At 74.6% G+C, this 25,570-nt stretch carries 24 protein-coding genes; 17 read left to right on the forward strand and 7 right to left on the reverse strand.

The genetic code is table 11. The annotated features are described in order from the left end of the window. Nucleotides 1-176: 176 nt before the first annotated feature. Nucleotides 177-1,163 carry a UDP-glucose 4-epimerase GalE gene (gene galE / locus ACFYUY_RS38790; RefSeq protein ID WP_360219715.1) on the reverse strand — a complete coding sequence of 329 codons (987 nt, stop codon included), beginning with the start codon at nt 1,161-1,163 and terminating at the stop codon, nt 177-179. A gap of 279 nt (nt 1,164-1,442) precedes the next feature. Here galE and ACFYUY_RS38795 point away from each other — a divergent pair, with 279 nt between their 5' ends. Further along, complete coding sequence (locus ACFYUY_RS38795) at nt 1,443-2,513, forward strand: S1C family serine protease (RefSeq protein ID WP_387908070.1); 1,071 nt, start codon at nt 1,443-1,445, stop codon at nt 2,511-2,513. Nucleotides 2,514-2,691: 178 nt separating this feature from the next. Here ACFYUY_RS38795 and ACFYUY_RS38800 read toward each other — a convergent pair whose 3' ends face one another. Further along, on the reverse strand, nt 2,692-3,861 hold the full coding sequence (locus tag ACFYUY_RS38800) for a sensor histidine kinase (protein ID WP_387908072.1): 1,170 nt from the start codon (nt 3,859-3,861) through the stop codon (nt 2,692-2,694). A 428-nt stretch (nt 3,862-4,289) separates the two neighbouring features. Between ACFYUY_RS38800 and ACFYUY_RS38805 the strand changes: the two genes are divergently transcribed. The 11 genes from ACFYUY_RS38805 (at nt 4,290) to htpX (ending at nt 15,571) form a co-directional block, all read left to right on the forward strand. Next, the gene (locus ACFYUY_RS38805) at nt 4,290-4,631 is read left to right on the forward strand and encodes an NADH-quinone oxidoreductase subunit A (RefSeq protein WP_387908075.1); all 342 of its coding nucleotides are present in this window, start codon (nt 4,290-4,292) and stop codon (nt 4,629-4,631) included. Then, complete coding sequence (locus tag ACFYUY_RS38810) at nt 4,622-5,293, forward strand: NADH-quinone oxidoreductase subunit B family protein (RefSeq protein WP_360219718.1); 672 nt, start codon at nt 4,622-4,624, stop codon at nt 5,291-5,293. The genes ACFYUY_RS38805 and ACFYUY_RS38810 overlap by 10 nt, the downstream gene beginning before the upstream one ends. After that, nucleotides 5,290-6,456 carry an NADH-quinone oxidoreductase subunit C gene (locus tag ACFYUY_RS38815; protein ID WP_387908025.1) on the forward strand — a complete coding sequence of 389 codons (1,167 nt, stop codon included), beginning with the start codon at nt 5,290-5,292 and terminating at the stop codon, nt 6,454-6,456. Before ACFYUY_RS38810 ends, ACFYUY_RS38815 begins: the two co-directional genes overlap by 4 nt. Then, nucleotides 6,453-7,412: an NADH-quinone oxidoreductase subunit NuoH gene (gene nuoH / locus ACFYUY_RS38820; protein ID WP_387908027.1), complete on the forward strand. Its 960-nt coding sequence runs from the start codon at nt 6,453-6,455 to the stop codon at nt 7,410-7,412. The genes ACFYUY_RS38815 and nuoH overlap by 4 nt, the downstream gene beginning before the upstream one ends. Further along, nucleotides 7,409-7,963, forward strand: coding sequence for a NuoI/complex I 23 kDa subunit family protein (locus ACFYUY_RS38825; RefSeq protein WP_387908030.1), 555 nt, complete (start codon nt 7,409-7,411; stop codon nt 7,961-7,963). Before nuoH ends, ACFYUY_RS38825 begins: the two co-directional genes overlap by 4 nt. Then, on the forward strand, nt 7,960-8,655 hold the full coding sequence (locus ACFYUY_RS38830; RefSeq protein ID WP_360219727.1) for an NADH-quinone oxidoreductase subunit J: 696 nt from the start codon (nt 7,960-7,962) through the stop codon (nt 8,653-8,655). Before ACFYUY_RS38825 ends, ACFYUY_RS38830 begins: the two co-directional genes overlap by 4 nt. Continuing rightward, nucleotides 8,655-9,026 carry an NADH-quinone oxidoreductase subunit NuoK gene (gene nuoK / locus ACFYUY_RS38835; RefSeq protein ID WP_360219730.1) on the forward strand — a complete coding sequence of 124 codons (372 nt, stop codon included), beginning with the start codon at nt 8,655-8,657 and terminating at the stop codon, nt 9,024-9,026. Before ACFYUY_RS38830 ends, nuoK begins: the two co-directional genes overlap by 1 nt. Next, nucleotides 9,023-11,065 carry an NADH-quinone oxidoreductase subunit L gene (locus ACFYUY_RS38840; RefSeq protein ID WP_387908034.1) on the forward strand — a complete coding sequence of 681 codons (2,043 nt, stop codon included), beginning with the start codon at nt 9,023-9,025 and terminating at the stop codon, nt 11,063-11,065. Before nuoK ends, ACFYUY_RS38840 begins: the two co-directional genes overlap by 4 nt. Before the next feature lie 54 nt (nt 11,066-11,119). Next, nucleotides 11,120-12,676 carry an NADH-quinone oxidoreductase subunit M gene (locus ACFYUY_RS38845; protein WP_360219736.1) on the forward strand — a complete coding sequence of 519 codons (1,557 nt, stop codon included), beginning with the start codon at nt 11,120-11,122 and terminating at the stop codon, nt 12,674-12,676. A 56-nt stretch (nt 12,677-12,732) separates the two neighbouring features. Continuing rightward, on the forward strand, nt 12,733-14,292 hold the full coding sequence (locus ACFYUY_RS38850; protein WP_387908037.1) for an NADH-quinone oxidoreductase subunit N: 1,560 nt from the start codon (nt 12,733-12,735) through the stop codon (nt 14,290-14,292). A gap of 418 nt (nt 14,293-14,710) precedes the next feature. Further along, nucleotides 14,711-15,571, forward strand: coding sequence for a zinc metalloprotease HtpX (gene htpX, locus ACFYUY_RS38855; RefSeq protein WP_360219742.1), 861 nt, complete (start codon nt 14,711-14,713; stop codon nt 15,569-15,571). A gap of 9 nt (nt 15,572-15,580) precedes the next feature. On the opposite strand, the gene ACFYUY_RS38860 is transcribed toward htpX, so the two are convergent. Continuing rightward, a complete protein-coding gene (locus ACFYUY_RS38860) occupies nt 15,581-17,035 on the reverse strand; it encodes a PLP-dependent aminotransferase family protein (protein WP_360219745.1) in 1,455 nt (484 codons plus the stop codon). Here ACFYUY_RS38860 and ACFYUY_RS38865 point away from each other — a divergent pair. Continuing rightward, a complete protein-coding gene (locus ACFYUY_RS38865) occupies nt 17,034-17,939 on the forward strand; it encodes a DMT family transporter (protein WP_387908039.1) in 906 nt (301 codons plus the stop codon). The two genes, ACFYUY_RS38860 and ACFYUY_RS38865, sit on opposite strands and share 2 nt — an antisense overlap. Before the next feature lie 135 nt (nt 17,940-18,074). On the opposite strand, the gene ACFYUY_RS38870 is transcribed toward ACFYUY_RS38865, so the two are convergent. After that, complete coding sequence (locus tag ACFYUY_RS38870; protein ID WP_360219751.1) at nt 18,075-18,476, reverse strand: hypothetical protein; 402 nt, start codon at nt 18,474-18,476, stop codon at nt 18,075-18,077. A gap of 303 nt (nt 18,477-18,779) precedes the next feature. Between ACFYUY_RS38870 and ctaD the strand changes: the two genes are divergently transcribed. The 3 genes from ctaD to ACFYUY_RS38885 all read left to right on the forward strand — a co-directional run bounded on the left by ctaD (nt 18,780) and on the right by ACFYUY_RS38885 (nt 21,979). Further along, nucleotides 18,780-20,441 (forward strand): cytochrome c oxidase subunit I, encoded by a 1,662-nt coding sequence (gene ctaD, locus ACFYUY_RS38875; RefSeq protein ID WP_360219808.1) that lies wholly within the window; start codon nt 18,780-18,782, stop codon nt 20,439-20,441. A gap of 152 nt (nt 20,442-20,593) precedes the next feature. Beyond that, nucleotides 20,594-21,019 carry a BlaI/MecI/CopY family transcriptional regulator gene (locus ACFYUY_RS38880; RefSeq protein ID WP_360219754.1) on the forward strand — a complete coding sequence of 142 codons (426 nt, stop codon included), beginning with the start codon at nt 20,594-20,596 and terminating at the stop codon, nt 21,017-21,019. 3 nt (nt 21,020-21,022) lie between these two features. Beyond that, nucleotides 21,023-21,979, forward strand: coding sequence for a M48 family metalloprotease (locus ACFYUY_RS38885; RefSeq protein WP_360219757.1), 957 nt, complete (start codon nt 21,023-21,025; stop codon nt 21,977-21,979). 80 nt (nt 21,980-22,059) lie between these two features. Here the strand turns inward: ACFYUY_RS38885 and ACFYUY_RS38890 are convergent, their stop codons facing one another. Next, on the reverse strand, nt 22,060-22,749 hold the full coding sequence (locus tag ACFYUY_RS38890; RefSeq protein ID WP_387908043.1) for an FMN-dependent NADH-azoreductase: 690 nt from the start codon (nt 22,747-22,749) through the stop codon (nt 22,060-22,062). A 74-nt stretch (nt 22,750-22,823) separates the two neighbouring features. Between ACFYUY_RS38890 and ACFYUY_RS38895 the strand changes: the two genes are divergently transcribed. Next, nucleotides 22,824-23,696, forward strand: coding sequence for a sigma-70 family RNA polymerase sigma factor (locus ACFYUY_RS38895; RefSeq protein ID WP_387908046.1), 873 nt, complete (start codon nt 22,824-22,826; stop codon nt 23,694-23,696). 134 nt (nt 23,697-23,830) lie between these two features. On the opposite strand, the gene mug is transcribed toward ACFYUY_RS38895, so the two are convergent. Both mug and ACFYUY_RS38905 read right to left on the reverse strand, forming a co-directional pair. After that, nucleotides 23,831-24,397 (reverse strand): G/U mismatch-specific DNA glycosylase, encoded by a 567-nt coding sequence (gene mug, locus ACFYUY_RS38900; protein ID WP_360219766.1) that lies wholly within the window; start codon nt 24,395-24,397, stop codon nt 23,831-23,833. Then, nucleotides 24,370-25,515 (reverse strand): phosphatase PAP2 family protein, encoded by a 1,146-nt coding sequence (locus ACFYUY_RS38905; RefSeq protein WP_387908049.1) that lies wholly within the window; start codon nt 25,513-25,515, stop codon nt 24,370-24,372. Before ACFYUY_RS38905 ends, mug begins: the two co-directional genes overlap by 28 nt. Between the last annotated feature and the right edge of the window lie 55 nt (nt 25,516-25,570).

Below are 25,570 nucleotides of genomic sequence, written 5' to 3' on the forward strand. Positions count from 1 at the left end.
GCGGGGGGGGGGGGGGGGGGGGGTTTTTGGGGGGCCCCCCCGGCGGGTTGTGTGCCGGCGGGGCCCGTTTGCGCGGGGCGGCCCCCCCGGGCCCGCTGCGCGGGGGGGGGGGGGGGGGCGGCCCCCCCCCCGCCGCGGTGGAGGACGTCAGGCCGGGCCCGGCCCGGGGCCCTGCGTCAGGCCTTGCGGGCCTCGGGGTGGCGGCTGCACCAGCCCTCCCACGCGGAGGAGACCATCTCCGTCACGCCGTGGCGGGCGTTCCAGCCCAGCTCGCGCCGGATCAGGTCGGCGGAGGCCACCACCCGGGCCGGGTCGCCGGGGCGGCGCGGGGTCACCTCGGCGGTGGTGTCGTAGCCGGTGACCTCGCCGATCACCTCCAGCATCTCCTTGACGCTGACGCCCTCGCCGCGGCCGATGTTGAGCACCAGCGCGGTCTCGCCGGCAGGGTCGGCGGCCAGCCGCTTGGCGGCCGCGACGTGCGCCGAGGCGATGTCGGAGACGTGGATGAAGTCGCGGACGCAGGTGCCGTCCGGGGTGGGGTAGTCGCCGCCGAAGATCCGCGGCGCCTGACCGGCGGTGAGCCGCTCGAAGACCATCGGGATCAGGTTGAAGACCCCGGCGTCGGAGAGCTCGGGGGAGGCCGCGCCGGCCACGTTGAAGTAGCGCAGCGCCACGGTGGACATGCCGTACGCCTTCCCGGCGGCGGCGACCAGCCACTCGCCGGCGAGCTTGGTCTCGCCGTACGGGCTCATCGGCGCGCAGGGGGTGGACTCGGTGACCAGGTCGACGTCCGGCATGCCGTAGACGGCGGCGGACGAGGAGAACAGGAACCGCTTGACCCCGCCCTCGGCGGCGGCCTCCAGGACGGTCTGCAGGCCGATGACGTTCTCGCGGTAGTAGAAGAACGGCTGCTCGACCGACTCGCCGACCTGCTTCTTGGCGGCGAAGTGCAGGATGCCCTCGACCGCGTGCTCGCGGATGGCGGCGTCCAGGGCGGCCCGGTCCAGGGTGGAGCCCTTCACCAGGGCGACGCCCTCCGGGAGGCGGGAGGCGTCGCCGGTGCTGAGGTCGTCGAGGACCGCGACGCGCTCACCGGCGTCGAGCAGCTGGCGGACGACGTGCCCGCCGATGTATCCGGCACCGCCGGTGATCAACCAAGTCATGCCCAGAATCCTAGGGCGTTCGGATTCCTTCGAATGGCGGGCGCGTCGGGCCGTGGATTCGGACAAATCGGTGAAATGCTGACAAAGATTTCCGTGCTCTCAGCGCCGTGACGGATCGGAGGCAGCCAGGTGAGCCGAAAGAAGGAACACACCCGCCCGCTGCCGGCCGGACCGCGGCCGACCGGGCCCAAGGCCCGTCGCACCGCCGTTCGCACCGCTGTCCGGGCGGCCGTCGTCGGGGCCGGCCGCCGCCGGGCGCTGGCGCCGGGTGCGGTGGCCGTGCTGACCGCCCTGGCGCTGGCCGCGTGCAGCAGCGGCTCCTCCTCGTCCTCGCCCTCCTCCGCGGCGGCCGGCTCGTCCTCCGGTCCGTCCCCGGCCGGGTCGGCCTCCGGGTCGCCCGGGCAGCTCCCCGGCGCCGGCGACCAGCTGCAGGACTCCTACCAGAAGGTGATCGCCGACGTGCTGCCCTCGGTGGTGCAGATCACCACCGGCGACAGCCTCGGCTCCGGGATCGTCTACGACACCGCCGGCGACATCGTCACCAACGCCCACGTGGTCGGCACCGCGACCACCTTCACCGTCACCCTCGCCAACAGCACCAAGTCGCTGGACGCCACCCTGGTCGGCAGCTACCCCGAGTCCGACCTCGCGGTGATCAAGCTGAACGGCTCGCCCGGCGGCCTCAAGCCGGCCGTCTTCGGCGACTCCCGCAAGGTGCAGCTCGGCCAGATCACCCTCGCCATGGGCAGCCCGCTCGGCCTCGCCAGCAGCGTCACCGAGGGCATCGTCTCGGCCACCGCGCGGACCGTCTCCGAGCCCCAGGGCTCGGGATCGCCCGGCGCCACCATCGGCAACATGGTGCAGACCTCGGCGGCCATCAACCCGGGCAACAGCGGCGGCGCGCTGGTCAACCTGGCCAGCCAGGTGATCGGCATCAACACCCTCGCGGCCACCGAGCCCGAGGCCAGCGGCGCGGCCGCGCCCGGCATCGGCTTCGCCATCCCGGCCTCGACCGTCACCAGCATCGCCGACCAGCTCATCAAGCAGGGCAAGGTCACCAACTCCGGCCGGGCCGCGCTCGGCATCACCGCCCGGACCAGCTTCGACCAGCAGTTCCAGCCGGCCGGCGCGGTCATCGTGGCGGTCACCCCGGGTGGCCCGGCCGCCGCGGCGGGGCTGCAGCCCGGTGACGTCATCACCAGGATCGGGGACACCCCGATCGACTCGCTGAACGCGCTCACCACCGCGCTCGCCTCGCTCACCCCCGGCAGCAAGGCCACCGTCACCTACACCCGGGACGGCAAGAGCCAGACGGCCGACGTCACCCTCGGCACGCTGCAGACCCCCTAGACCCGGGACGGCCCGGCCGGGCCGCACGCCGCGCAAGGGTTCCGCGGACCGGCCGCCGCACCGGACGGCGCCGGGACCCCGTCACTGCCTCGACGGGGTCCCGGCGCCCGGCCGTGTCCGGAGGCTCCGGGCGGGGCTCCGGGCGTGCGGGGGAGCTCCGGGCAGGCGGCGGCGGTGCTCAGTGGCGGCCCGTGCGGGTGCGCCAGGGCAGCTCCACGGTCACGCTGGTCGGGCCGCCCTCGGGGCTCTCCACCAGGAAGACCCCGTCCACCGCGCGGACCCGCTCGGCCAGCCCCGCCAGGCCGCTGCCCGGGTACGGGGCCGCGCCGCCCCTGCCGTCGTCCTGGACCAGCACCATCAGCTGGTCGTCCGAGCGCCAGACGTCGACCGACGCGGTCGTGGCGCCGGCGTGCTTGGAGACGTTGGTGAGCAGCTCGCTCACGGTGAAGTAGGCGATGCCCTCGACCGCCGAGTCCGGGCGCCCGGCCGGGCCGTCCGCCTCCCCCAGGTCGACGTTCACCTTCACCCCGCCCGGCACCGTGCAGCGGGCGGCGACCGCGGACAACGCGGCGTCCAGGCCGCGGTCGGTGAGCACCGCCGGGTGGATGCCCCGGGCCAGGTCGCGCAGCTCCTGCAGGGCCAGCTTCACCTCGCCGTGCGCGTTGTCGACCATCCTGGTGGCCGCGCGCACGTCGTCCTCGCTCTCGACCTCGCGCAGCCGCTCCTTGGCCATGCCGAGGTCCACGGCCAGCGCGACCAGCCGGGCCTGGGCGCCGTCGTGCAGGTCGCGCTCGATCCGGCGCAGGTCGGCGGCGGCGGTGTCGACCACCGTGCCGCGGTCGTCCTCCAGCTCGCGCACCCGCTCGGCCAGCGCGCCCGGGAAGAGCAGCGCCTCGACCAGGATCCGGTCCGTCGCGGCCAGCATCCGGACCACCCAGGGCAGCACCGGGAAAAGTGCGATGATCGAGACCAGGGTCAGCGTGAAGCTCAGGATGCCCCAGGGCAGCATCAGCACGTTGTAGAGGGTGGAGCGCCAGCTCAGCAGGTCGGTCAGGTGGGCGGTGGTGAAGCCGACCATCCCCGGCCGGCGCCGCCGCACCGGCTCCGGCTCGTGGATGTCGGAGCCGTACGCGGACCGGGCCCGGCGGCGGGCCGGCCCGCCGAGGGCGCGGCAGCCGGCCAGCCCGGCGGCCAGCAGCGGCAGGCCGATCACGGTGACCGCCAACCCCAGGCCGGTCGAGACCATGACGACGGCGAACGTGAAGCCGGCGATGCCGAGCGGCAGGTTGAGCATCAGGTGCCCGGCCTGCCGCCACATCCGTGCGCCGTACAGCGGCGGGCGCTCCATGCGCGCGTCCTGCTCCCTGATGGCGTCGACGGCGCGTCGGTGCGGAGGCTTCATCTGGATCTACCGTCCCTCTCGGTCGAGCTGGTGGACCAAGCTTCCCGAACCGGGGGCGGTGGGGGCCATGGGGGTGATACATCTTCCGGGACGGGGGTTATCCCTACCCCTCCCCTGGTCGTCGGGCCACTCCCTGGTGTTCACCGGGGTGTCCACCGGACGTCTTGCGGAGCGGGCAGGGTTCGGGCGGAGCGGAGCCGTCCCCTTAGACTCACGCATTGGCCATGGTTATGACCGTGCGAGGAAACGTCGGAGAACTGCCGCGAGGGCTGTTCACGGCCGAGGTGGAGGGCGAAGGCATGGAGGGGCGGCACACGGCTGCCGTCGCGGCCGACCCGGCGGTCGGCGGCGGCTACTTCGACGCGTACGCCGCGATGGGTCTGCTGGCCGTCATCGGGGTGCTCTTCGTCATCGTGGCGTTCACCGCCAACCGTCTGCTGCGGCCGGTGGTGTACTCGCCCGAGAAGCTCCTCGCCTACGAGTGCGGCGTGGACCCGGTGGGCGAGGACTGGGCGCACACCCAGATCCGCTACTACGTGTACGCCTTCCTCTACGTGATCTTCGCGGTGGACGCGATCTACCTGTTCCCGTGGGCGACGGTCTTCGCCTCCGCCGGGTACGGCGCCGGAACGCTGGTCGAGATGTTCCTCTTCATCGGCTTCCTCGCGGTCGGCCTGCTCTACGCCTGGAAGAAGGGCGTTCTGGAATGGACGTGACGCACAACCACTCGCACGGCGCCCAGGGCGGGCCCGTCCCGCTCGGCCTGCCGGACCCGTCGCGCCCCGGCGCCGTCGAGCGCCGCGCCATCGGCCCGCTGGCCCGGCTCGCGCCGGACCCGGTCAAGGTGGTGCTCAACTGGGGGCGCCGCTACAGCCTGTGGTGCTTCAACTTCGGCCTGGCCTGCTGCGCGATCGAGTTCATCGCCGCGTCCATGGCCAAGCACGACTTCATCCGGATGGGAGTCATCCCGTTCGCGCCCGGCCCCCGACAGGCCGATCTGATGATCGTCTCGGGGACGGTGACCGACAAGATGGCCCCCGCCGTCAAGCGCCTCTACGAGCAGATGCCCGAGCCGAAGTACGTCATCTCCTTCGGCGCCTGCTCCAACTCCGGCGGCCCCTACTGGGACTCCTACTCGGTGACCAAGGGCGTCGACCAGATCATCCCGGTCGACGTCTACGTGCCCGGCTGCCCGCCGCGGCCCGAGGCGCTGCTGCAGGGCATCCTCAAGCTGCAGGAGAAGATCGCGGCCGAGTCGCTGCCCGGCCGCTACACCGCGCCCGCCGCCGCGCTGCGCCGCCCGCTCGTCGCGGGGCCCGGCGCGCCGCAGGACCGGCCGGTCCCGACGGAGACGTCGCCCGAAGGGGGAGCCTCGTGAATCCCGCCGAGCAGTACGCGGCGTCGGTCGGGGAGTGGGCGACCGGCGCCGAGGCTTACGGGCTGATCACCGTCGACGTGCCGGCCGAGCACTGGACCGAGGCGCTCACCAGCGTCCGCGACGTGCTGGGCCTGCGGTACTTCGACTGGCTGAGCGCCGTCGACGAGCTCGCCGACGGCTTCTCCGTCGTCGCGCACCTCGCCTCCGCCGACACCGCGGGCGCCGTCCGCCACCTGGCGCTGCGCACCAGGGTGCCGCGGGACGCGGCCTCGCTGCCGACGGCCGTCCCGGTCTACGCGGGCGCCGCCTGGCACGAGCGCGAGACCCACGAGATGTTCGGCATCGACTTCCCCGGGCACCCGTACCTGGCCACCCTGCTGCTGCCGGACGGCTTCGAGGGGTACCCGCTGCGCAAGGAGTTCGTGCTCGCGGCCCGGGTCGCCAAGGCCTGGCCGGGCGCCAAGGAGCCGGGCGAGTCGGACCACGGCGACGGGCCGGTCCGGCGCAAGATGCAGCCGCCCGGTGTGCCGGACCCGAACGAGTGGGGGCCGCTCAAGGGCACCCTGCCGCCGGTCGCCGAGCGGCCCGCGCGCGGTGCGCGGGCGGCGGGCGCGGCGGCGCGGACGCCCCGGGCGGCCGCTGCCGGTGGCGCCGGCGCCGAGGGCGCGCCCGTGCGGGCGGACCGGCCGCGGCGGACCAGGTCGGTGGCCGAGGGATCGGCGAGCCAGGCCGGGGAGCCGACCGCCGGTGCCGAGGGCGCTGCCGCCGGTGCCGAGGGTGCGCCGCTGCGGGCCGATCGGCCGCGGCGGACCAGGTCGGTCTCGGCCGGGTCGGTCAGCCAGGCCGCGGAGCCCACGGCGGCGGAGCCGACCGCGGCACCGGCCGCCGGTGCCCCTGCCGAGGCCGCTGCGCCCGCCGGGCCGGCTGTGCCCGCTGAGGCCGTCGACGCCGCCGAAGCCGCCGAGCCCAAGGCCGGACGGCCGGCGCCCGCGCGGACCCAGTCCTCCGACGCGCCCTGGCACAACCCGGTGCCCGCCCACGCCGAGCCTTCCGGGCCCGCGGCGCCGGCGGAGCCCGCGGGCGAGCAGGCCGAGCAGGCCGAGCGGGACGAGCAGGACGAGACCCCGGCCCGACCGGCCGACCAGGACGGAGACGGCGCGTGAACCTGCTCGACACGGTGCTGCGCTGCGTCGCCACCCTGGTCGTCTTCCTGGTCTTCCCGCTGGTCATCGGCCAGACCGAGCACAAGGTCATGGCGCACATGCAGGGCCGGCTCGGCCCGATGTACGCGGGCGGCTTCCACGGCTGGGCGCAGCTCGTCGCCGACGGCGTGAAGTTCGCGCAGAAGGAGGACATCGTCCCGGCCGGGGCGGACCGCCGGATCTTCCAGCTGGCGCCCGCCGTCTCGCTGCTGCCGTACCTGTTCGTGCTGCTGGCGATCCCGGTCGGCCCGGACGGCTTCGTCGGCCAGGCGATCGACGCCGGCCTGTTCTTCGTGCTGGCCGTGATGGGCGTCGGCGTGATCGGCAAGCTGATGGCCGGCTGGGCCTCGGCCAACAAGTTCTCGCTGCTCGGCGGTCTGCGCACGGCCGCGCAGCTGATGTCCTACGAGCTGCCGATGGTGCTGGCGGCGGCCTCGGTGGCGATGGCCGCCGGCACCCTCTCGCTGCCCGGGATCCTCGACACCTGGCAGTGGTACTGGCTGCCCTGGCAGCTCATCGGCGCGTTCGTGTTCTTCACGGCCGGCCTGGCCGAGCTGCAGCGCCCGCCGTTCGACATGCCGGTGGCCGACTCCGAGATCATCTTCGGCGCGTACACCGAGTACACCGGCCTGCGCTTCGCGCTCTTCCTGCTGTCCGAGTACGTGGGCATCCTCGTGGTGTCCGCGCTGACCGCGGTGCTGTTCCTGGGCGGCTGGCACGGCCCGATGTCCGACCAGCTCGGCTGGCTCTGGATGGTCCTGAAGACCTTCGCGCTGGCCTTCGTGGTCATCTGGCTGCGGGTCACCTACCCGCGTCTGCGCGAGGACCAGCTGATGCGCTTCGCGTGGACCGTGCTGATCCCGCTCGCCCTCGTCCAGCTCGCCCTCACCGGCGTCATCAAGGTGGCGATCTCATGAGTTTCCCCGGTGCCGGCCTCGCCAAGGGCCTGGCCGTGACGCTGCGGACGATGACGAAGAAGAGCGTCACCGCGCAGTACCCCGACGTGCAGCCGGTGCTGCCGCCGCGTTCGCGCGGCGTCATCGCGCTGCTGGAGGAGAACTGCACCGTCTGCATGCTCTGCGCGCGCGAGTGCCCGGACTGGTGCATCTACATCGACTCCCACAAGGAGACGCTGCCCGCCGCCGACCCGAACGCCCGGGCCCGCACCCGCAACGTGCTCGACCGCTTCGCCATCGACTTCTCGCTCTGCATGTACTGCGGGATCTGCATCGAGGTGTGCCCCTTCGACGCGCTGTTCTGGTCGCCCGAGTTCGAGTACGCCGAGACCGACATCCTGGAGCTGACCCACGAACGGGACCGGCTGCGCGAGTGGATGTGGACCGTCCCGGCGCCGCCGGCGCTGGACCCGGCGGCCGAGGAGCCCAAGGAGATCGCCACCGCGCGCAAGGCGGCGGACAAGCTCGCGGCCGCAGCCGCCGCGGCTGAGGAGAAGGGTGAGGGAGCATGAGCGCCGCCACCCTGCTCGCGGCGACCGGTCCACTGGAGCCGGCCGCCCGTTCGTTCCTGTCCCCGACCGGGGTCGAGGTCGTCTTCCTGCTGGTCGGCGTCGTCGTGCTCGGCTCCGCCGTGGTCGCCGTCACCACCAAGCAGCTGGTCCACGCCGCGCTCTGGCTGGTCGTCGCGCTCGGCGGGCTGGCGGTGGAGTTCCTGCTGCTCACCGCCGAGTTCATCGCCTGGGTGCAGGTGCTGATCTACCTCGGCTCGGTGGTCGTCCTGGTGCTGTTCGGGCTGATGCTCACCAAGGCGCCGATCGGGCGCTCACCGGACGCCGACTCCAAGAACCGCTGGGTGGCCCTGGTCGTGGCGCTGGCCACGGCGGGGACGCTGGTGACGCTGGTCGTCGACGCCTTCCGGACCTCCTGGATCGACCTCGGCGCGGGCGGCGGCTCGGCCGCCGTCACCGGGGAGAGCCTGTTCCGCCACTGGGTGCTGCCCTTCGAGGCGCTGTCCGTGCTGCTGCTCGCGGCGCTGGTCGGCGCGATCGTGCTGTCGCGCGGCTCCGGGCGCCGGGTGCCGGCGCCGCGGGCGGGCCGGCTGCGCGCCGGGCGGCCCGTCGGGTCGAACGGGACCGTCGCCGCGACGGTGCCCCGGCCGGCCCCGGAGGCCCCCGCCGCGACCACCTCTGAGCAGGAGGGCTGATGCACCTCGCCTACCCCGTCGTCCTCGCCGCGCTGCTGTTCGGCGTCGGCGTGTACGGCGTGCTCGCCCGGCGCAACGCCGTCCTGGTGCTGATGTCCGTCGAGCTGATGCTCAACGCCGTCAACCTCGACCTGGTCGCCTTCGACACCTGGCTGCACGACTCGCTGCACGCCGGTCAGGCGCTCACCCTGTTCACCATCACCCTCGCCGCCGCCGAGATCGGCCTGGGGCTCGCCATCGTCCTGCTGCTCTTCCGGGCCCGGGGCACCGCCGACATCGACCGGGCCACCGCGCTCGGCGACCCGGCCGAGCCGCTCGCCGAGGAGGCGCCGGCCGGAGCCGAGGCGCTGAAGGGCCAGGCCGCCGCATGAACCTCGCCCTGCCCGTCCTCGTTCCCGTGCTGCCCGCGCTCGGTGCCGCCGCGACGCTGAGCGTCGGCCGCAAGGCCCCCGGGCTGGCCCGTCCGCTGGCGATCGTGCCGGTCGCCGTCTCGGGCGTGCTCGCCCTGGTGGTCGCGCTCCAGCTCGGCACCGGTCAGTCCCTCGACGCGGCCACCCGGCTCACCCCGACCGGCGGCCCGGACATCGGGCTCGCCCTCCACCTGGACGGCTACAGCTCGCTGATCTCCGTGCTGGTCGGCCTCGTCGCCACCTGCGTGCAGGTCTACTCGACGGCGTACCTGAAGAAGGACCCGCGCTACCCGTCCTACGCGGCGCTGGTCTCGCTGTTCACTGCGGCGATGTTCCTGGTCGTCTACTCCGGCGACCTGATCGTGCTGCTGGTCGGCTGGGAGGTCATGGGCATCTGCTCGTACTTCCTGATCGGCCACCACTGGGAGACCGAGGACGCCCGCTCGGCCTCGCTGAAGGCCTTCCTGGTCACCAAGCTCGGCGACGTGCCGTTCCTGTTCGGGATCTTCCTGCTCGGCGCGGACGCCGGCAGCTTCCGGATCACCGACGTGCTGGCCGCCGCCACCGACGGGCGGCTCGGCCACCCGACGCTGATCGCGCTGCTGCTGCTCGCCGGCGTGGCCGGCAAGAGCGCGCAGTTCCCGCTGCACACCTGGCTCCCGGACGCGATGGCCGGCCCGACGCCGGTCTCCGCGCTGATCCACGCCGCCACCATGGTCGCGGCCGGCATCTACCTGGTCGCCCGGCTGCTGCCGGTGTTCCTGCTCTCGGGCGCGGCGCTGGTCGTGCTCGCGGTGATGGCCGCCGTGACGATGATCGGGTCGGCTGTCTGCGCGCTCGCCCAGGACGACCTCAAGCGGGTGCTCGCCTACTCCACCGTCGGCCAGCTCGGCTACATGGCCGGGGCGCTGGCCAGCGGCGACCGCGAGGCCGCCGTCTTCCACCTGGTCAGCCACGGCGCGTTCAAGGCGCTGCTGTTCCTGGCCGCCGGTGTGGTGATCCACGCCGCGCACACCAACTCGATCTCCGCGATGTCCCGGATCCCGGGGCTGCGCAAGCGCGTCCCGGACGCCTACTGGACGATGGGCATCGGGCTCGTCGCCCTGGTGGGGCTGCCGCCGTTCTCCGGCTTCTTCAGCAAGGAGGCGGTACTGACCGCCGCCGAGCACGCCGCCGACGGCGAGGCGCTCACCAACGGGCTCGGCCCGTCCTCGGCCGTCCCGGAGGCGGCCGGCTGGATCGTGCTGGTCTCGGCCGCGCTCACCGCGCTGCTCACCGCCGCGTACGCGGCACGGCTGTTCCTGGTCGCGTTCCACAGCCCGGCCGGTGCCGCCGCGAAGGCACCGGAGGTCGTGCCCGCCCCGGACGCCGCCTCGGTGGTGGCCGACCACGAGGCCGGCGCCCCGTACTCGCCCGAGCTCGACGAGGCCGACCCGGCCAGCCCCGAACCGCCCGCGATGCGCTGGCCGCTCTGGGTGCTGGCGGTGCCGACCATGGGCTTCGGCATCGCCGGGGTCCGCTCGGACTGGCTGCCCGCGCTGCTGGACGGCGGCTCGCTGCGGCCCTCCGCGGTCACCGCGGTGATCGGCACCGGGCTCGCCGTGATCGGTCTGCTCGCGGCGTACGGCGCCTGGCGCTCGGCGACCTCCCGGCAGAGCACCGGCCGGGCGACGGTGCCCGGGCAGGCGGGAGCCCCGGTCGCCGACGTGGTCGTCGCCGACCCCGGGCGCACCCTGCTCGGTCCGCTGTTCGGCCCGGCCCGGCGCGGCTTCGGCGTCGACCGGCTGTACCACGTGCTGTTCGTCCGACCGGTGACCGCCGCCGCCGGACTGGTCCGCTTCCTCGACCGCGAGGTCGTCGAGACCTACGTGCGCGGCACCGGGGTCGGTGCCAACCTGCTCGGCCGGGCCGTCCGGCTCGCGCAGACCGGCAACGCGCAGACCTACCTCAGCGCCCTGCTCGCCGGCGTCGTCCTGCTGGCCGTCCTGGTGGCGGTGTAGCCGGATGCCCCACCACCTCCCCCCGATGCCGACCGCCGCCCGTAGGAGCCCCCGATGAACGCAGTCCTCATCGCCCTCCTGGTGCTGCCGCTGCTCGGCGCCGCGCTCACCCTGGCGCCGGTGTTCGGCCCGGAGCCGGCCGCCGCCGACCGGCGGGCGCTGCGGTTGAACAGCGTCCTCACCGGCGCGGTGCTGCTGCTCGCCGTCGCCCTGGCGGCGGGCTTCGACCAGGACGAGCCCGCCCGGATGCAGGCCACCACCGACGTGGCCTGGATCCCGGCCCTGGACGTGCGCCTGCACCTCGGCGTGGACGGCGTCTCGCTGCCGCTGATCGTGCTGACCGCGCTGCTCACCTTCCTCTGCGCGCTGTACTCGGAGAAGCGCCTGCCCTCGGGGGAGGGCGTCCCCTCGGCGCGCTCCTTCGTCGGCCTGTTCCTGCTGCTCGAGGTCGGCATGCTCGCGACCTTCGCCGTGCTGGACCTCCTGCTCTTCTTCCTGGCCTTCGAGATCGTGCTGATCCCGATGTACTTCCTGATCGCCCGCTGGGGGAGCGGTGCGAAGGCCCCGGCCGCCAACCGGTTCATCCTGTACACGCTGCTCGGCTCGGCCGTGATGCTGCTCGGCTTCCTGCTGGTCGGCAGCAAGGCCGGCACCTTCGACATGCAGGCCCTGGCCGCCGCGCACGGCGCAGGCCTGAGCCACACCACCCAGGTCGTCGCCGCGCTGGCGATCATGGTCGGGCTCGCGGTCAAGGCCCCCGCCTGGCCGCTGCACAGCTGGCTCCCGGACGCGCACACCGCCGCCCCGACCGTCGGCTCGGTGCTGCTGGCCGGCGTGCTGCTGAAGATGGGCACCTACGGCCTGGTCCGCGTCCTCCTCCCGGTCGTCCCGGACGGCACCGCCACGCTCGCCCCCTACCTGGGCGCGTTCGCCGCCGTCGGCATCGTCTACGGCTCGCTGGCCTGCCTGGCACTCGCCCGCCCCGGCGCCAAGGGCGACCTCAAGCGCCTGATCGCGTACTCCTCCGTCGGCCACATGGGCTTCGTCCTGCTGGGCATCGCCTCCCTCACCCCGGCGGGCGTCAACGGCGCGCTGTTCGCCAACATCGCGCACGGGCTGATCACCGGCCTGCTGTTCTTCGTGGTCGGCGCGGTCAAGGACCGCTACGGCACGGCGGACCTGGACACCCTCTCGGGAGCCACCGGCGCCGCCCTGTACGGGCGGGCGCCGCGGATCGGCGCACTGCTCGCCTTCGCCGCCGTCGCCAGCCTGGGCCTGCCCGGTCTGGCCGGGTTCTGGGGCGAGCTGCTCGCCATGTTCGGCGCGTTCGACCCGGCCGAGGGCCTGTCGAGGCCCGCGTTCGTCACCTACATGGTCCTGGCCGGCCTCGGCACCCTCCTCACCGCCGCCTACCTGCTGATCGTGGTCAGGCGCGTCTGCATGGGCGACCCCGAGCAGCCCGCGCCGGTGGCGCAGGTCGCCGACCTGCGCCCGTACGAGGCCGTCAGCTGGACGCCGCTGGCCGCCCTCACCCTGCTCGCCGGCCTCTGGCCCGCGCTCCTGCTCGGCCTCTCCGACCCCGCCGTCAAGCACCTCCTCGGAGGTGGCTGACCGTGCTCGGAGCCCAGACCGCCGCACTCGGACCTCACTCCACGGGGCAGCACACTGTGACCTCCCTCGCCGTAGCCAACCCGGGCAGCCTGATCCAGTCCGTGGACTGGGTGGCGATCGCGCCCCCGCTGATCGCCGCCGTGACGGCCGTCGCCGTCCTGGTCACCGACCTGTTCCTGCCCGAGCGGCACAGGAAGTGGCTCGGCCGCCTCACCGCCGCCGGATTCGCCCTCGCCCTCATCGCGCTCCTCCCCCTGACCGGGGGATCACCCCGGGCGACCTTCTGTGTGCAGAACGTAGCAGGCGCCACTGACAGCGCCGGCTGTTCGTACGTCGCCGACCACTTCGCCCTGGTGTTCCAGCTGCTCGCGCTCGGCGGCGCGCTGATCGCCGCCCTGCTCTCGGCGCACACCGTCGAGGAGGAGCGGCTGCCCGGCGGCGAGTACTGGTTCCTGCTGCTCTCCAGCGCCACCGGCGCCGCGCTGCTGCCGGCCTCCCGGGACCTCGCCACCATGGTGATCGCGCTGGAGGTCGCCTCGCTGCCGGCCTTCGCCCTGGTCGCGCTGCGCCGGGACGGCCGGGGGGCCGAGGCCGCGCTCAAGTTCTTCGTCTCCTCCGTCACCGCGACCGCCGTGATGCTGCTCGGCATCGGGTTCGTCTACGCGGCCGGCGGCAGCCTCCACCTGGCCGCCGTCGCGCAGGGCCTGGAGCACGCCCCCGCCCAGCTCAGGCCGCTCGCCGAGGCGGGCGCCGTGCTGACCCTGGTCGGCTTCGCCTTCAAGGTCGCCGCCGTGCCGTTCCACTTCTGGGTGCCGGACACCTACACCGGCGCCCCGCTGCCGGTGGCCGGCTACCTCTCGGTGGTCGGCAAGGCGGCCGGCCTCTCCGGCCTCGCGCTCGCCACCACCATCGCCTTCCGCCCGTACGCGCACACCTGGGGCCTGGTGCTCGCGGTGCTCGCCGCCGTCACCATGACGGTGGGCAACGTCGGCGCGCTGCGCCAGCGCTTCGACACCCGCTACAGCGCGGTGCGGCTGCTGGCCTGGTCCTCCGTCGGCCAGGCCGGGTACCTGCTGGTGCCGCTGGCCGCCGCGGGCTACGCGCCCACCGGCGCCGACCCGCTCGGCGCCACCGCCGCGTACGCGCTGATCTACGGCGTGGTCAACCTCGGTGCGTTCGGCGTGGTGGCGGCGGTCGGCCGCCGGGCCGGGACCAGCGTGGACGACTTCCGCGGCCTGTTCGCCCGCCGCCGCTGGACGGCCCTGGCGCTCGCCTTCTTCCTGCTCTGCCTGGCCGGGCTGCCGCCCGGCGTGATCGGCCTGTTCGGCAAGGTCGTGGTGTTCCGCGCGGCCGTCGACGCCGGGCTCGGCTGGCTGGCCGTCGTGATGGCCGCCAACGTGGTCGTCGCCCTGTACTACTACCTGCTCTGGACCGCCCGGATCTTCGCCCCGGCGACGGCGGACGAGGCCGCGGACGGGGCGGCGCGCGGGGCCGGCGACGAGCGGCGCCTGCCGGTCGGCCTGACCGCGACGCTGGGCCTGACCGCCTCGGTGGCCGTGGTCCTCTCGCTCGCCCCCCAGCTCGTCCTCCAGGTCGCGGGCGGCTCCCTCTTCTAGGGCGTGTCTTTCGGATCACGTCGGATCAGCGGGCGTCGTTGGGGTGCGTGCATCGGCGGCGCCGAGGAGGGAGTCCATGCGGTGGGGGCACCTCCCGGCCGCCAGGCTGGGGGCCATCGGCGACTGACGAGAAGCCGGCGTGGGGGTACCCCCGGCCGAAGGCTGGGGGAGTGCGTGCCCCGGCGGCGACCGCCTGGCGTGATCCGAAAGACACGCCCCTAGCCGACCTCGGTCGGTCCCGCCCCGCCCGCACCGGTGCTCCGGCGCGGGCGGGGCCGGGCGGCCCTCGTCACGGGGTGCCGGCGCCGCGGCGGTGCGACGCCGGTCAGGGGGAACAAGGCCCTGGTCCCCGCCCGTTGACCGGGCAAGAGGGACGAGGCAGAAAGGGCTTCCCCACCGCACCACTGGAGGGCCTGACGTGCACCGCCGGCACAACGGACTGAGGACCGCCGTCCTGCTCGGCGGCCTCTCGGCGCTGATCCTGGTGATCGGCAGCTTCTTCGGCCGAACCGGCTTCGTGATCGCCCTGGTGGTCGCCCTCGGCACCAACGCCTACGCCTACTGGAACAGCGACAAGCTGGCGCTGCGGGCCATGCGGGCCCGCCCGGTCAGCGAGATCGAGGCGCCCCGGCTGTACCGGATCGTCCGCGAGCTCTCCACCTCGGCCCGCCAGCCGATGCCCCGCCTCTACCTGTCGCCGACGCCCGCCCCGAACGCCTTCGCCACCGGCCGCAACCCGCGCAACGCCGCGGTCTGCTGCACCGACGGCATCCTGCAGCTGCTGGACGAGCGGGAGCTGCGGGGCGTGCTCGGGCACGAGCTGAGCCACGTCTACAACCGGGACATCCTGATCTCCTCGGTCGCGGGGGCGCTCGCCTCGGTGGTGATGTTCCTGGTGAACTTCGCCTGGCTGATCCCGTTCGGCCGCAGCGACGACGACGACGGGCCGGGCCTGTTCGGCCTGCTCGCCATCATGATCCTCGGCCCGCTCGCCGCCGGGCTCATCCAGCTGGCGGTCAGCCGCTCCCGCGAGTACCAGGCCGACGCCGACGGCGCCCGGATCACCGGGGACCCGATCGCCCTGGCCAGCGCCCTGCGCAAGCTGGACGCCGGCACCCGCCGGCTGCCGCTGCCGCCCGAGCCGCAGCTCCAGACGGCCAGCCACATGATGATCGCCAGCCCGTTCCGCCCCGGCGAGGCGGGTGCCCGGCTCTTCTCGACCCACCCGCCGATGGCCGAGCGCATCGCCCGGCTGGAGCGGATGGCGGGCCACCGGTAGCGGGCCCGCTCAGCCGGCCGCGGCCTCGTAGGCCCGGCGCAGGCGGCGGACCCCCTCGACGGCGTGGGCGGTGCTCTCCGCCGCGGCGTAGCTGAGCCGCAGGTGCGGGGCCGGGGGTTCGGCGGCGTGGTACGGGCGGCCGGGGGTGATCTGGACGCCGGCGCGCAGCGCGGCCGCGGTGAGCGCGCCGTCGTCGACGCCGTCCGGGAGCCGCAGCCACAGGTGGTACCCGCCGCGGTTGTGGGCGCCGACCAGCCCGGGCAGCTCGCGGTTCAGGGCGGCGACGGTGGCGGTCCGGCGGTCCTTCAGCTCGGTGCCGAGGGTGCGCAGGTGGCGGGCCCAGCCGGGGTCGGCGACCAGCTCCAGGGTCGCCTCCTGGAGCGGCCGCGGCACGAAGAAGCTGTCCACCACCTGGGTGGCGCGCAGCCGGGCCAGCGCCGGGCCGCGGGCGGTGAGGGCGCCGACCCGCAGGTTGGGCGAAGCGGCCTTGGTCAGCGAGCGCAGGTGCACCACGACGCCGTCCGGGTCGTCGGCGGCGAGCGGGCGCGGCAGCGCGGGGGCGTCGGAGTGGACGAGCAGCCGGGCGAAGTCGTCCTCGACGACGAACGCGCCGGCCGTCCGGGCGATCCGCAGCACCTCGGCGCGCCGGGCGGGCGAGAGCACCGCACCGGTGGGGTTCTGGAACAGCGGCTGGCAGACGAATACCCGTGCCCGGGTGGCGTCGAAGGCGTCGGCGAGCAGGTCGGTGCGGACGCCGTCGGCGTCGACCGGGACGGGGACCGGCCGCAGTCCGGCCGCCCGGACGACCGCGAGGATGCCCGAGTACGTCGGCGACTCGACCAGGACGGGGGAGCCGGGCGCGGCGAGCGAGCGCATGGCCACGGTGAGGCCGCTCTGCCCGCCGGCGGTGATCAGGACGTCCCCGGTGCCGATCGGGCCGCCCTGGCCGCCGATGCCGCGGGCGAACCAGCCGCGCAGTTCGGTGAGGCCGTCGGTGGGCGGGCGGTCCCAGGCGCCCGGGCGGCGGCCGGCCCGGGCGAGCGCGGCGGCCAGCAGCCGTTCGGGCAGCAGCGAGGCGTGCGGGTAGCCGCTGTTCAGGTCGACGACGTCGGGCGGGGGCACCCGGAGGGTGGCGAACACCGGTGCGGCGAGCAGGTCGCGCGGGCCGGAGTCGGCGCTCAGGGCGACCTCCTGCCAGGAGAGGTCGCCGGGGCGGGCGGTGGACGGGACGCCGGCGGGGGCGCCGCCGGTGAAGGCCGCGGCCCGGAACACGCCTGCGCCGGGCCGGGAGACGACCAGGCCTTCGGCGGAGAGCACCGCCATCGCCCGGGAGACCGTCACCGGACTGACCTGGTGGCGTTCCATCAGCGCCCGGCTGGAGGGCAGCTTTCGGCCCTCCGGGTAGCGCTCGACCTCAGCCCGCAGGGTATCGGCGAGTTCGGTGACACTGCTACGCTCGTTCATGACGGCACAAGATAGCGCTATCCACCCGATCGCGATAGCACCGCGGACCCCCGCCTCCGGCACCGCGCTGGCGGCCCTCGGGGTGGCCTCCTTCTCCCTCAGCTTCCCCGCCACCGCGTGGGCCCTGTCCGGCTTCGGCCCGTGGAGCGCCACCGGACTGCGCGGCGCCGTCGCCGGCCTGCTCGCCGCCGGCTACCTGGCGGCCGTCCGGGCCCCGCTGCCGGAACGCCGGCACTGGCCCGCGCTGCTGGTGGTGGCGGGCGGCTGCGTGCTGGGCTTCCCGCTGCTGACCACGCTCGCCCTGCGGACCTCCTCGACGGCGCACTCGGCGGTGGTCATCGGCATGCTGCCGCTGGCCACGGCGGTGTTCGCGGCGCTGCGCACCGGGCGGCGGCCGTCCCGGGCGTTCTGGGCGGCGGCGCTGGCCGGTGCGGTGGCGGTGCTCGCCTTCACACTGCTGCAGAGCCACGGCCGACCGGGCGTCGCGGACCTCTACCTGATGGCCGGCCTGCTGGTGTGCGCGGCCGGGTACGCGGAGGGCGGGCGGCTCTCCCGCGCTCTGCCGGGCGCCCAGGTGATCGCCTGGGCGGTGGTGGCCGCGCTGCCGGTGACGCTGCTGACCACCGCGCTCGCGCTGCCCGCCGAGCCGGTGCACCTCGGTGCGAGGGCGCTGGCCGGGCTGGCGTACACGGCGGGGGTGTCGCAGTTCGGCGGCTTCGTGCTCTGGTACCGGGGGATGGCCGCGATCGGGGTGCCGAGGGCGAGTCAGCTCCAGCTGGCGCAGCCGCTGCTGACGCTGGTCTGGTCGGTGCTGCTGCTGGACGAGGACCTGCCGGCGGCCGCGCCGGTGACGGCGGTGGTGGTGCTGGTCTGCATCGCCGTCACCCAGCGGGCCCGGGCCTGATGCGTGCGGCGGGCCCGCGGCCGGGTGCGGCGCGGGCCCGCCGGTCCGGAGGGGCCGGACGGTCTGGCGAGGCCGGAGAGGCCGGAGGGGCCGGACGGTCCGGAGAGGCCGGGCGGCCCGTGGCGGGTCGCCCGGTCAGTCCGTCTCGGGCCGGTAGACGCAGAGCGCCCAGATCACGAAGGCGTCCAGCGCGATCACGATGATCGACCAGAGCGGGTAGTACGGCAGCGACAGGAAGCTCTCGACCGCGCTGAGCGAGGCGAGGAAGATGCCGACGTACCGGGCCCACCCGGCGCCGGTGATCACGAAGTAACCGACGGCCGCGAGCAGCAGACCCATGATCAGATGGATCCAGCCCCAGCCGGTGAGGTTGAACTTGAAGACGTAGTTCGGGGTGGTGACGAAGACGTCGTCGTTGGCGATCGCCATGATGCCCCGGAACACGTCCAGCACGCCGTTGAGCATCATCATCACGCCCGCGAACACCACGCCGCCGGTCACCCACCCGGAGTTGGCCCTACTGCTCGAGCTGCTCATGGGTTCCTCCTGTGCCGAAGCCACTGGGGGCGGTCGCCCCGGGGCGGTCGACCCGCACGGCCGAACGGGTGTGCCGACTACGACCGTCCGCCGGGCCGTGCCCGCGGGCAACCGGTCCGCGCCTGTTCGGGTGACGTGCCGCGCGCGCCCCGGGCCGCCGCCGCGGCCCGCTGGTACTGGTGGACCGGGTACTGGCCGGGCCCGGTGCGGCCCCGAGCACGGGAGGCGCGCCGCGTGACGCTGTTGCCGAAGGACGTCGTGGACCGGGGCCCGCGCCCGCCCCGCACCCCCCGGGCGGACCGCCTGCGGCGCGCCGCCCGGCGGCGGCGGGGCCGGGCCCTGGTCGGCTGGCTCACCACCACCGACCACAAGCGGATCGGCACCCTCTACATCACCACGTCGTTCGTCTTCTTCCTGGCCGGCGGGGTGATGGCGCTGCTGATGCGGCTCGAACTGGCCCGGCCCGGGCTGCAGCTGATGGACAACGAGCAGTTCAACCAGCTGTTCACCATGCACGGCACGATCATGCTGCTGATGTTCGCGACCCCGCTGTTCGCCGGCTTCGCGAACTGGATCATGCCGCTCCAGCTCGGCGCCCCGGACGTCGCCTTCCCCCGGCTGAACGCACTCGCCTACTGGCTCTACCTGTTCGGCTCGCTGATCGCCGTGTCCGGCTTCCTGACGCCCGACGGCGCCGCCGACTTCGGCTGGTTCGCCTACGCGCCGCTGAACGGCGCCGAGCACAGCCCCGGGATCGGCGCCGACCTGTGGATCATGGGACTGGCCCTCTCCGGCTTCGGCACGATCATGGGCGCGGTCAACTTCATCACCACGATCGTCTGCCTGCGGGCGCCCGGGATGACGCTGTTCCGGATGCCGATCTTCGTCTGGAACGTCCTGCTCACGGCGGTGCTGGTGCTGTTCGCCTTCCCGGTGCTGGCCGCCGCGCTGCTCTGCCTGGAGTCGGACCGCCGGTTCGGCTCGCAGGTCTTCGACGCGGCCGACGGCGGGGCGCTGCTGTGGCAGCACCTGTTCTGGTTCTTCGGCCACCCGGAGGTGTACATCATCGCGCTGCCGTTCTTCGGCATCATCACCGAGATCATCCCGGTCTTCAGCCGCAAACCGGTCTTCGGCTACTCCGGTCTGGTCGGCGCCACCGTCGCCATCACCGGTCTGTCGATCACCGTCTGGGCGCACCACATGTTCGTCACCGGGCAGGTGCTGCTGCCGTTCTTCTCGATCATGACGATGCTGATCGCGGTGCCCACCGGGGTGAAGTTCTTCAACTGGATCGGCACCATGTGGAACGGCTCGCTGAGCTTCGAGACGCCGATGCTGTGGACGGTCGGCTTCCTGGTCACCTTCCTGTTCGGCGGCCTGACCGGGGTGCTGCTCGCCGCCCCGCCGATCGACTTCCACGTCTCCGACTCGTACTTCGTCGTCGCCCACTTCCACTACGTGGTCTTCGGCACCGTCGTCTTCGCGATGTTCGCCGGCTTCCACTTCTGGTGGCCCAAGTTCACCGGGCGGATGCTGGACGAACGGCTCGGGCGGATCCACTTCTGGACGCTCTTCACCGGCTTCCACGCGACCTTCCTGGTGCAGCACTGGCTCGGCGCCGAGGGCATGCCCCGCCGGTACGCGGACTACCTCGCCTCGGACGGCTTCACCACGCTCAACACCGTCTCCACCGTCGGCTCGCTGCTGCTCGGCATCTCCACCCTGCCGTTCCTCTACAACGTCTGGACGACCGCCGTGCACGGGGAGCGCGTCGAGGAGGACGACCCGTGGGGGTACGGGCGCTCGCTGGAGTGGGCGACCTCCTGCCCGCCGCCGCGGCACAACTTCGTCACCCTGCCGAGGATCCGCTCCGAGTGCCCCGCGTTCGACCTGCACCACCCCGACATCGCCGAGCTCGACCGCCGGCAGAACGCCCCGCAGGACACCCGGCAGCCCGCCGACTGACCGGCTGCCGCCCGCGTGCCGCCCGTCTGCCGCCGGCCCCGCGGGCGCCCCCGCACCCGTGCGCGGAGCGGTTCGCAGCGGCGCACCGCTCGTTAGGATGAACCCGTGCCCCGCCGGTCGAGGGGCACGGCATCCGGAGGGAGTGGGCCGCCATGGCAGACGAGAGGCCCGCCCCCGCGGCGGGCGAGGCACCGGCCCGCAGACGCGGCCAGGGCGAGCTGGAGGCGCAGGTGCTGGCGGTGCTCCAGCAGGCACCCGGCCCGGCCTCCGCGGGGTGGGTCCAGGAACGCCTGGAGGGCGACCTGGCGTACACCACGGTGATGACCATCCTGTCCAGGCTGCACGCCAAGAACGCCGTCTCGCGGACCCGTTCGGGCCGCTCCTACCTCTGGCAGGCCTCCTCCGACGCCGCCGGGCTGGCCGCGCTGCGGATGCGCCGGATGCTCGACGGCGAGGCCGACCGGGACGCCGTCCTGGCCAGCTTCGTGAGCGCGCTGCTCCCGCACGACGAGGACCTGCTGCGGGCGCTGCTCGACGCCGCGTCCGCGGACCCGGCAGCGGCCGACCGTGAGAGCTGACCCGTGGGCCTCTTCGTCTTCCTCCCGCTCGTCCTGCCGCTGACCGCGGTACCGATCGCCCGCCTCACCGAGCAGCACCTGCACCCGCGCGGCGCGGCTCGGCTGATGACCGTGATCAGCGCCGTGATGGCGGTGTGCAGCGTGCTCTGCCTCGGCCTGATCGGCGTGGTGGGCACCGCGCAGATCCCCGGCAACCCGCTCCCGGACAGCTGGTCCGACCCGGAGGTCCGGGCCGCCCTGCCGTACCACGAGACGGTCGGGACGGCCGCGATGTGGCTGCTGGCGCTGGTCGCCGCGGCCTGCGCCCGGACGGTCGGCCGCCACCTGCGGGTGCGGTCCCGGGCCCGCCGGGCACTGACCGGGCTGCCCGACGGGCCGGAGTCCGCCGCCGACCTCGCGGTGCTGCCGGACACCAACCCGTACGCGTACGCGCTGCCCGGCTCGCCCGGGCGGGTGGTGGTCTCCACCGGGATGCTGGCCGGACTGGCCGAGGACGAGCGCGAGGCGCTGCTCGCCCACGAGCGGGCGCACCTGCGGCACCGCCACCACCGCTACCTGCTGACCACCCAGCTCGCCGCCTGCGTCAACCCGTTCCTGCGGCCGCTGCAGCAGGCGGTGGCGTACAGCGCGGAGCGCTGGGCGGACGAGGAGTCGGCCCAGGCGGTGGGCGACCGCAGGATCACCGCTCGGGCGGTGGCCCGGGCCGCCCTGGTGTCGCACGCGGCGCCCGCCCCGGGCTTCGCGGCCTTCGTGGCCCCCGCCCCGGCGCCCGGCCCGGTGCCGCGCCGGGTGGCCGCGCTGCTCGGCCCGGTGCCCACCTCGCGCAACTGGCCGCCGGCGAAGACCCCGGCCGGCCTGGCCGCGATGGTCGCCGCGGTGGGCACCGCGGCGTCGGCGCTCTGCGCGCTCAACGCCGCGGTGGCCCTGCTGCTGGTGCTGAAGGCCGTCACGCCGCTGTAGGGGCGGTCCGGTCGGGCGGTGGGTCCGGTCCGTCGGGCGGTGGCGGCGCGCGGGTTCCGTGCGGCCGGGGCGCCCGCGCGTCAGCCGGCCGCGGCCAGGGCGTCCAGGCGGGCCCCGGCGTCCGCCAGCGACCGCGCGGCGAGCGGCCGCAGTCCGGCCAGGGCGGGGTCGTCCGCGGCGCGGGTGAGCTCGGCGACGACGACGTGCAGGTTCTCCGCCGCGACCCCGAGGTTGCCGAAGTGGGCCCGCAGGTACGGGACCTGGAAGTCGCAGTGCTCGCGCGGGGTGCCCGGCCCGTAGCCGCCGCCCCGGGTGGCGACGACCACGACCCGGGTGTCGCGCAGCAGCGCCTCGCCGGTGCCGGGGTCGTGCAGCACACCGGGGAAGGTGACCCGGTCGATCCAGGCCTTGAGGCCGGCCGAGACGGTGAAGTTGTACATCGGGGCGCCGAGCAGCAGGGTGTCGGCGGCCCGCAGCTCCTCGACCAGCGGGCGGGTGAGCGCCCACTCGCGTTCCTCCCCTGCCCCCTCGACGAGCGCGGCGACCGCGTCCGGCGGGAGCGCGCCCCGGGCTCCGGCCCGGCGGCCGAGCGACTCGTAGGCGGCCCGCACCACGGGGACGGGGTCGGCGGCGAGGTCACGGTGCCGGTGGCGGCCGGCGGTGCCGTGCCGGGCCCGCCAGGCGGCGGCGAAGCGGGCGGTCAGCGCGCGGCTGACCGAGTCGCCGGCGCCGGTGCTGGAGTCCAGGTGCAGCAGGGTGGTGGTGGTCACAGGTCTCTCCCGGTCACTTCGGTGCTGGACGGTTCGTCATGGGGGTGACGGGCCGGGCCGACGAAAGGTGACCGATGGACCGGGACGGGGTGCTGGCGGAGCGGTTCGAGGCCGAGCGCGGTCGGCTGGGGGCGGTCGCCCTGCGGATGCTCGGGTCGACGGGCGAGGCGGAGGAGGCGGTCCAGGAGGCCTGGTTGCGGCTGGACCGGGCCGGACCGGACGCGGTGGAGAACCTGCCGGGCTGGCTGACCACGGTGGTCTCCAGGATCTGCCTGGACCTGCTGCGGGCGCGCGCGGCACGCCGCGAGGAGCCGGTCGGGGAGGCCCCGCCGGAGGTGGCGTCCGCTGACGCGGGCCCGGAGCGGGAGGCGCTGCTGGTGGAGTCGGTCGGCCGGGCGCTGCTGGTGGTGCTGGACCGCCTGGGGCCGGCCGAGCGGGTCGCCTTCGTGCTGCACGACGGGTTCGCGGTGCCGTTCGAGCAGATCGCGCCGATCGTCGGGCGGACCCCGGTGGCCGCCAAGAAGCTGGCCTCCCGGGCCCGGCGGCGGGTGCGCGGCACGCCCGCGCTGCCGCCGGAGCGGCTGGCCGGGCACCGGCGGGTGGTGGAGGCGTTCCTGGCCGCCTCCCGGGGCGGTGACCTCGCCGAGCTGCTGGCGGTGCTGGCGCCGGACGTGGTGCGCCGCGCCGACCCGGCCGCGCTGCCGCCCGGCCGCGCCCCGGTGGCCCGGGGCGCGGCGGAGGTCGCCCGGGAGACCGCGGTGTTCGGCCGGCGGGCCCGGTTCGGCGCGGTGGTACTGGTGGACGGCGTCCCGGGCATCGTGATCGCCCCGGGCGGACGGCTGCGGCTGGCGCTGCGGGTGGCCGTCACGGGCGGCCGGGTGGCCGGCTTCGAGGTGGTCGCCGACCCGGCCCGGCTGGCCGCGCTGGAGCTCGCCGTGGGGGCGTGAGCCGTGAGCAGTGAGCCGCGGGGCCGCGAACTCCCGCTGCCGGACGGCCTGGCGGCGGTCTGACGGGCCGGCCGCCCGGGCGGGCGTCGGCTGTCCGGCGACTCAGCGGTCCTACGAATCAGCGGGTCTACGACTCAGTCGTCCAGCGACTCCCGGAGCGTGCGGAACTCGGCCGCCAGTGCGTCCAGCGTGTAGTGCGCGTTGAGCCCGCTCGGGTTGGGCAGCACCCACACCTCCGTGTCGCCGATGCCGTCGGGCTGGCGGCCGATCACGGCCTTCCGCCGGCCGAAGGCCGTCCGGTAGGCGCCGATGCCCAGCACGGCCAGGACGCGCGGGCGCAGCCGGAGCACCCGCTCGGTGAGCGCGGCGCCGCCCTCGCGCAGCTCCTCCGCGGTCAGTTCGTCGGCCTTGGCGGTGGCGCGCGGGGCGACGTTGGTGATGCCCAGGCCGAGGGCGGGCAGCCCGCCCTGCTCGTCCGGGCGGAGCTGGCGCTCGGTGAACCCGGAGCGGTGCAGGGCGGGCCAGAAGCGGTTGCCGGGGCGGGCGAAGTGGTGGCCGGTGGCACCGGACCACAGGCCCGGGTTGATGCCGCAGAACAGCACGCGCAGCCCGGGCCCGGTGACGTCCGGGATGGTGGTGTCCTGGGCGGCCAGCAGCTGTTCGGCGGTCGGTTTCACCGGGGGTCGGGTCGGGTTCGGCACGCGGCCAAGTCTGCCCTGTCGGCGGGGACTCCGGCCGGGGCTTCGGCCGGGGCTCCTGCGGAACCGCCCGCCGCACCGGGCCGGGAACCGCTCGCCGTCGCACCGGCCGCCGCGCGCACCGCCGCCGGAGCGGCCGCGCGGGCGGCCCGCCGTCGCCGCAGCCACCGCGCCCCGAACACCACCACGGCCGCGTACGCCCAGCCCGCGAAGATGTCCACGATGAAGTGCTCGGCGCCGTACACCAGGGTGAACGCCATCGCGAGCGGGTACGCGACCAGCAGCGCCCGCAGCCAGGGGCGCGCCGTCGGCCAGAAGAAGAACAGCAGCATCGCGGGGTACGCGGAGTGCAGCGAGGGCATCGCGGCGACGTCGTTCGCGAACTGGCTGCCGTTCTCGACCAGTGAGTCGGCCTGCGGCAGTCCGCTCGCCGAGATCACGTCCCACACCACCCGGTTGAGCCCGGGCAGGTGGCCCTGCTGGGCGACCAGCCACGGCGGGTCGGCCGGGTAGAGCAGGTAGGTCGCGAAGCCGGCGAAGGTCAGCGCCAGGTAGCAGACCAGCAGTTGCCGGAAGCGGTCGTGGCGGCGGCGCCAGAGCACCGCGAGCAGCGTGAAGACCAGGAAGAAGTGCGAGAGGTAGACGGCGGCGGCCAGGTAGTCGTACCAGGCCGGCGAGCCGGGCGTGTACAGCGCGTGCTGGAGCCGGACCGTCCAGGTCTCGCCGAAGCCAAGCACCTCGTCGGCGCGCAGCTGGGGGAGCCAGTGCGGGGCCCACGGGGTGTGCGCGCCGTAGCCGCGCAGCAGCGAGTACGTCCAGACCGCGGCCATCACCGGCAGCCAGTCGCGCAGCACCAGAAGGAAGCCCCGGGTGCCGTGCCCGCTGTGCACGGCGGCGGTCAGCAGTGCGCCGATCAGCCAGAGGAACACCACGTCGTTGGCGGAGGGCAGGCCCTGGGTGCGCAGGAACCAGACGAAGCCGGTCAGGTACAGCGGCCAGGCCAGGAGTCTGAGCCCGGCCAGCCCGGCCAGCCCGGTCCGGCGGGGGCGGGGCGCGGTCACGGGGCGCAGTCGCCCGGCTCGCGCGGGCGGTGGCGGGGCCGGCCGGAGCAGCTTGGTCATGCGCACGAAAACTAGCAAGGCAAGCTTGAAGGACTCTGGGTGGACGATGACGGCT

This window comes from Kitasatospora sp. NPDC004745 (assembly GCF_042873275.1).
Classification (GTDB): domain Bacteria; phylum Actinomycetota; class Actinomycetes; order Streptomycetales; family Streptomycetaceae; genus Kitasatospora.

Coding starts and splice junctions, on each gene's coding strand:
- ACFYUY_RS38845 (WP_360219736.1), top strand. CDS start 11,120: ATGAACGCAGTCCTCATCGCCCTCCTGGTGCTGCCGCTGCTCGGCGCC.
- ACFYUY_RS38865 (WP_387908039.1), top strand. CDS start 17,034: ATGACGGCACAAGATAGCGCTATCCACCCGATCGCGATAGCACCGCGG.
- nuoK (WP_360219730.1), top strand. CDS start 8,655: ATGCACCTCGCCTACCCCGTCGTCCTCGCCGCGCTGCTGTTCGGCGTC.
- galE (WP_360219715.1), bottom strand. CDS start 1,163: ATGACTTGGTTGATCACCGGCGGTGCCGGATACATCGGCGGGCACGTC.
- ACFYUY_RS38880 (WP_360219754.1), top strand. CDS start 20,594: ATGGCAGACGAGAGGCCCGCCCCCGCGGCGGGCGAGGCACCGGCCCGC.
- ACFYUY_RS38860 (WP_360219745.1), bottom strand. CDS start 17,035: ATGAACGAGCGTAGCAGTGTCACCGAACTCGCCGATACCCTGCGGGCT.
- ACFYUY_RS38810 (WP_360219718.1), top strand. CDS start 4,622: ATGGACGTGACGCACAACCACTCGCACGGCGCCCAGGGCGGGCCCGTC.
- ACFYUY_RS38870 (WP_360219751.1), bottom strand. CDS start 18,476: ATGAGCAGCTCGAGCAGTAGGGCCAACTCCGGGTGGGTGACCGGCGGC.
- ACFYUY_RS38825 (WP_387908030.1), top strand. CDS start 7,409: ATGAGTTTCCCCGGTGCCGGCCTCGCCAAGGGCCTGGCCGTGACGCTG.
- ACFYUY_RS38805 (WP_387908075.1), top strand. CDS start 4,290: ATGGGTCTGCTGGCCGTCATCGGGGTGCTCTTCGTCATCGTGGCGTTC.
- ACFYUY_RS38800 (WP_387908072.1), bottom strand. CDS start 3,861: ATGGAGCGCCCGCCGCTGTACGGCGCACGGATGTGGCGGCAGGCCGGG.
- ACFYUY_RS38840 (WP_387908034.1), top strand. CDS start 9,023: ATGAACCTCGCCCTGCCCGTCCTCGTTCCCGTGCTGCCCGCGCTCGGT.
- ACFYUY_RS38830 (WP_360219727.1), top strand. CDS start 7,960: ATGAGCGCCGCCACCCTGCTCGCGGCGACCGGTCCACTGGAGCCGGCC.
- ACFYUY_RS38905 (WP_387908049.1), bottom strand. CDS start 25,515: ATGACCAAGCTGCTCCGGCCGGCCCCGCCACCGCCCGCGCGAGCCGGG.
- ACFYUY_RS38895 (WP_387908046.1), top strand. CDS start 22,824: ATGGACCGGGACGGGGTGCTGGCGGAGCGGTTCGAGGCCGAGCGCGGT.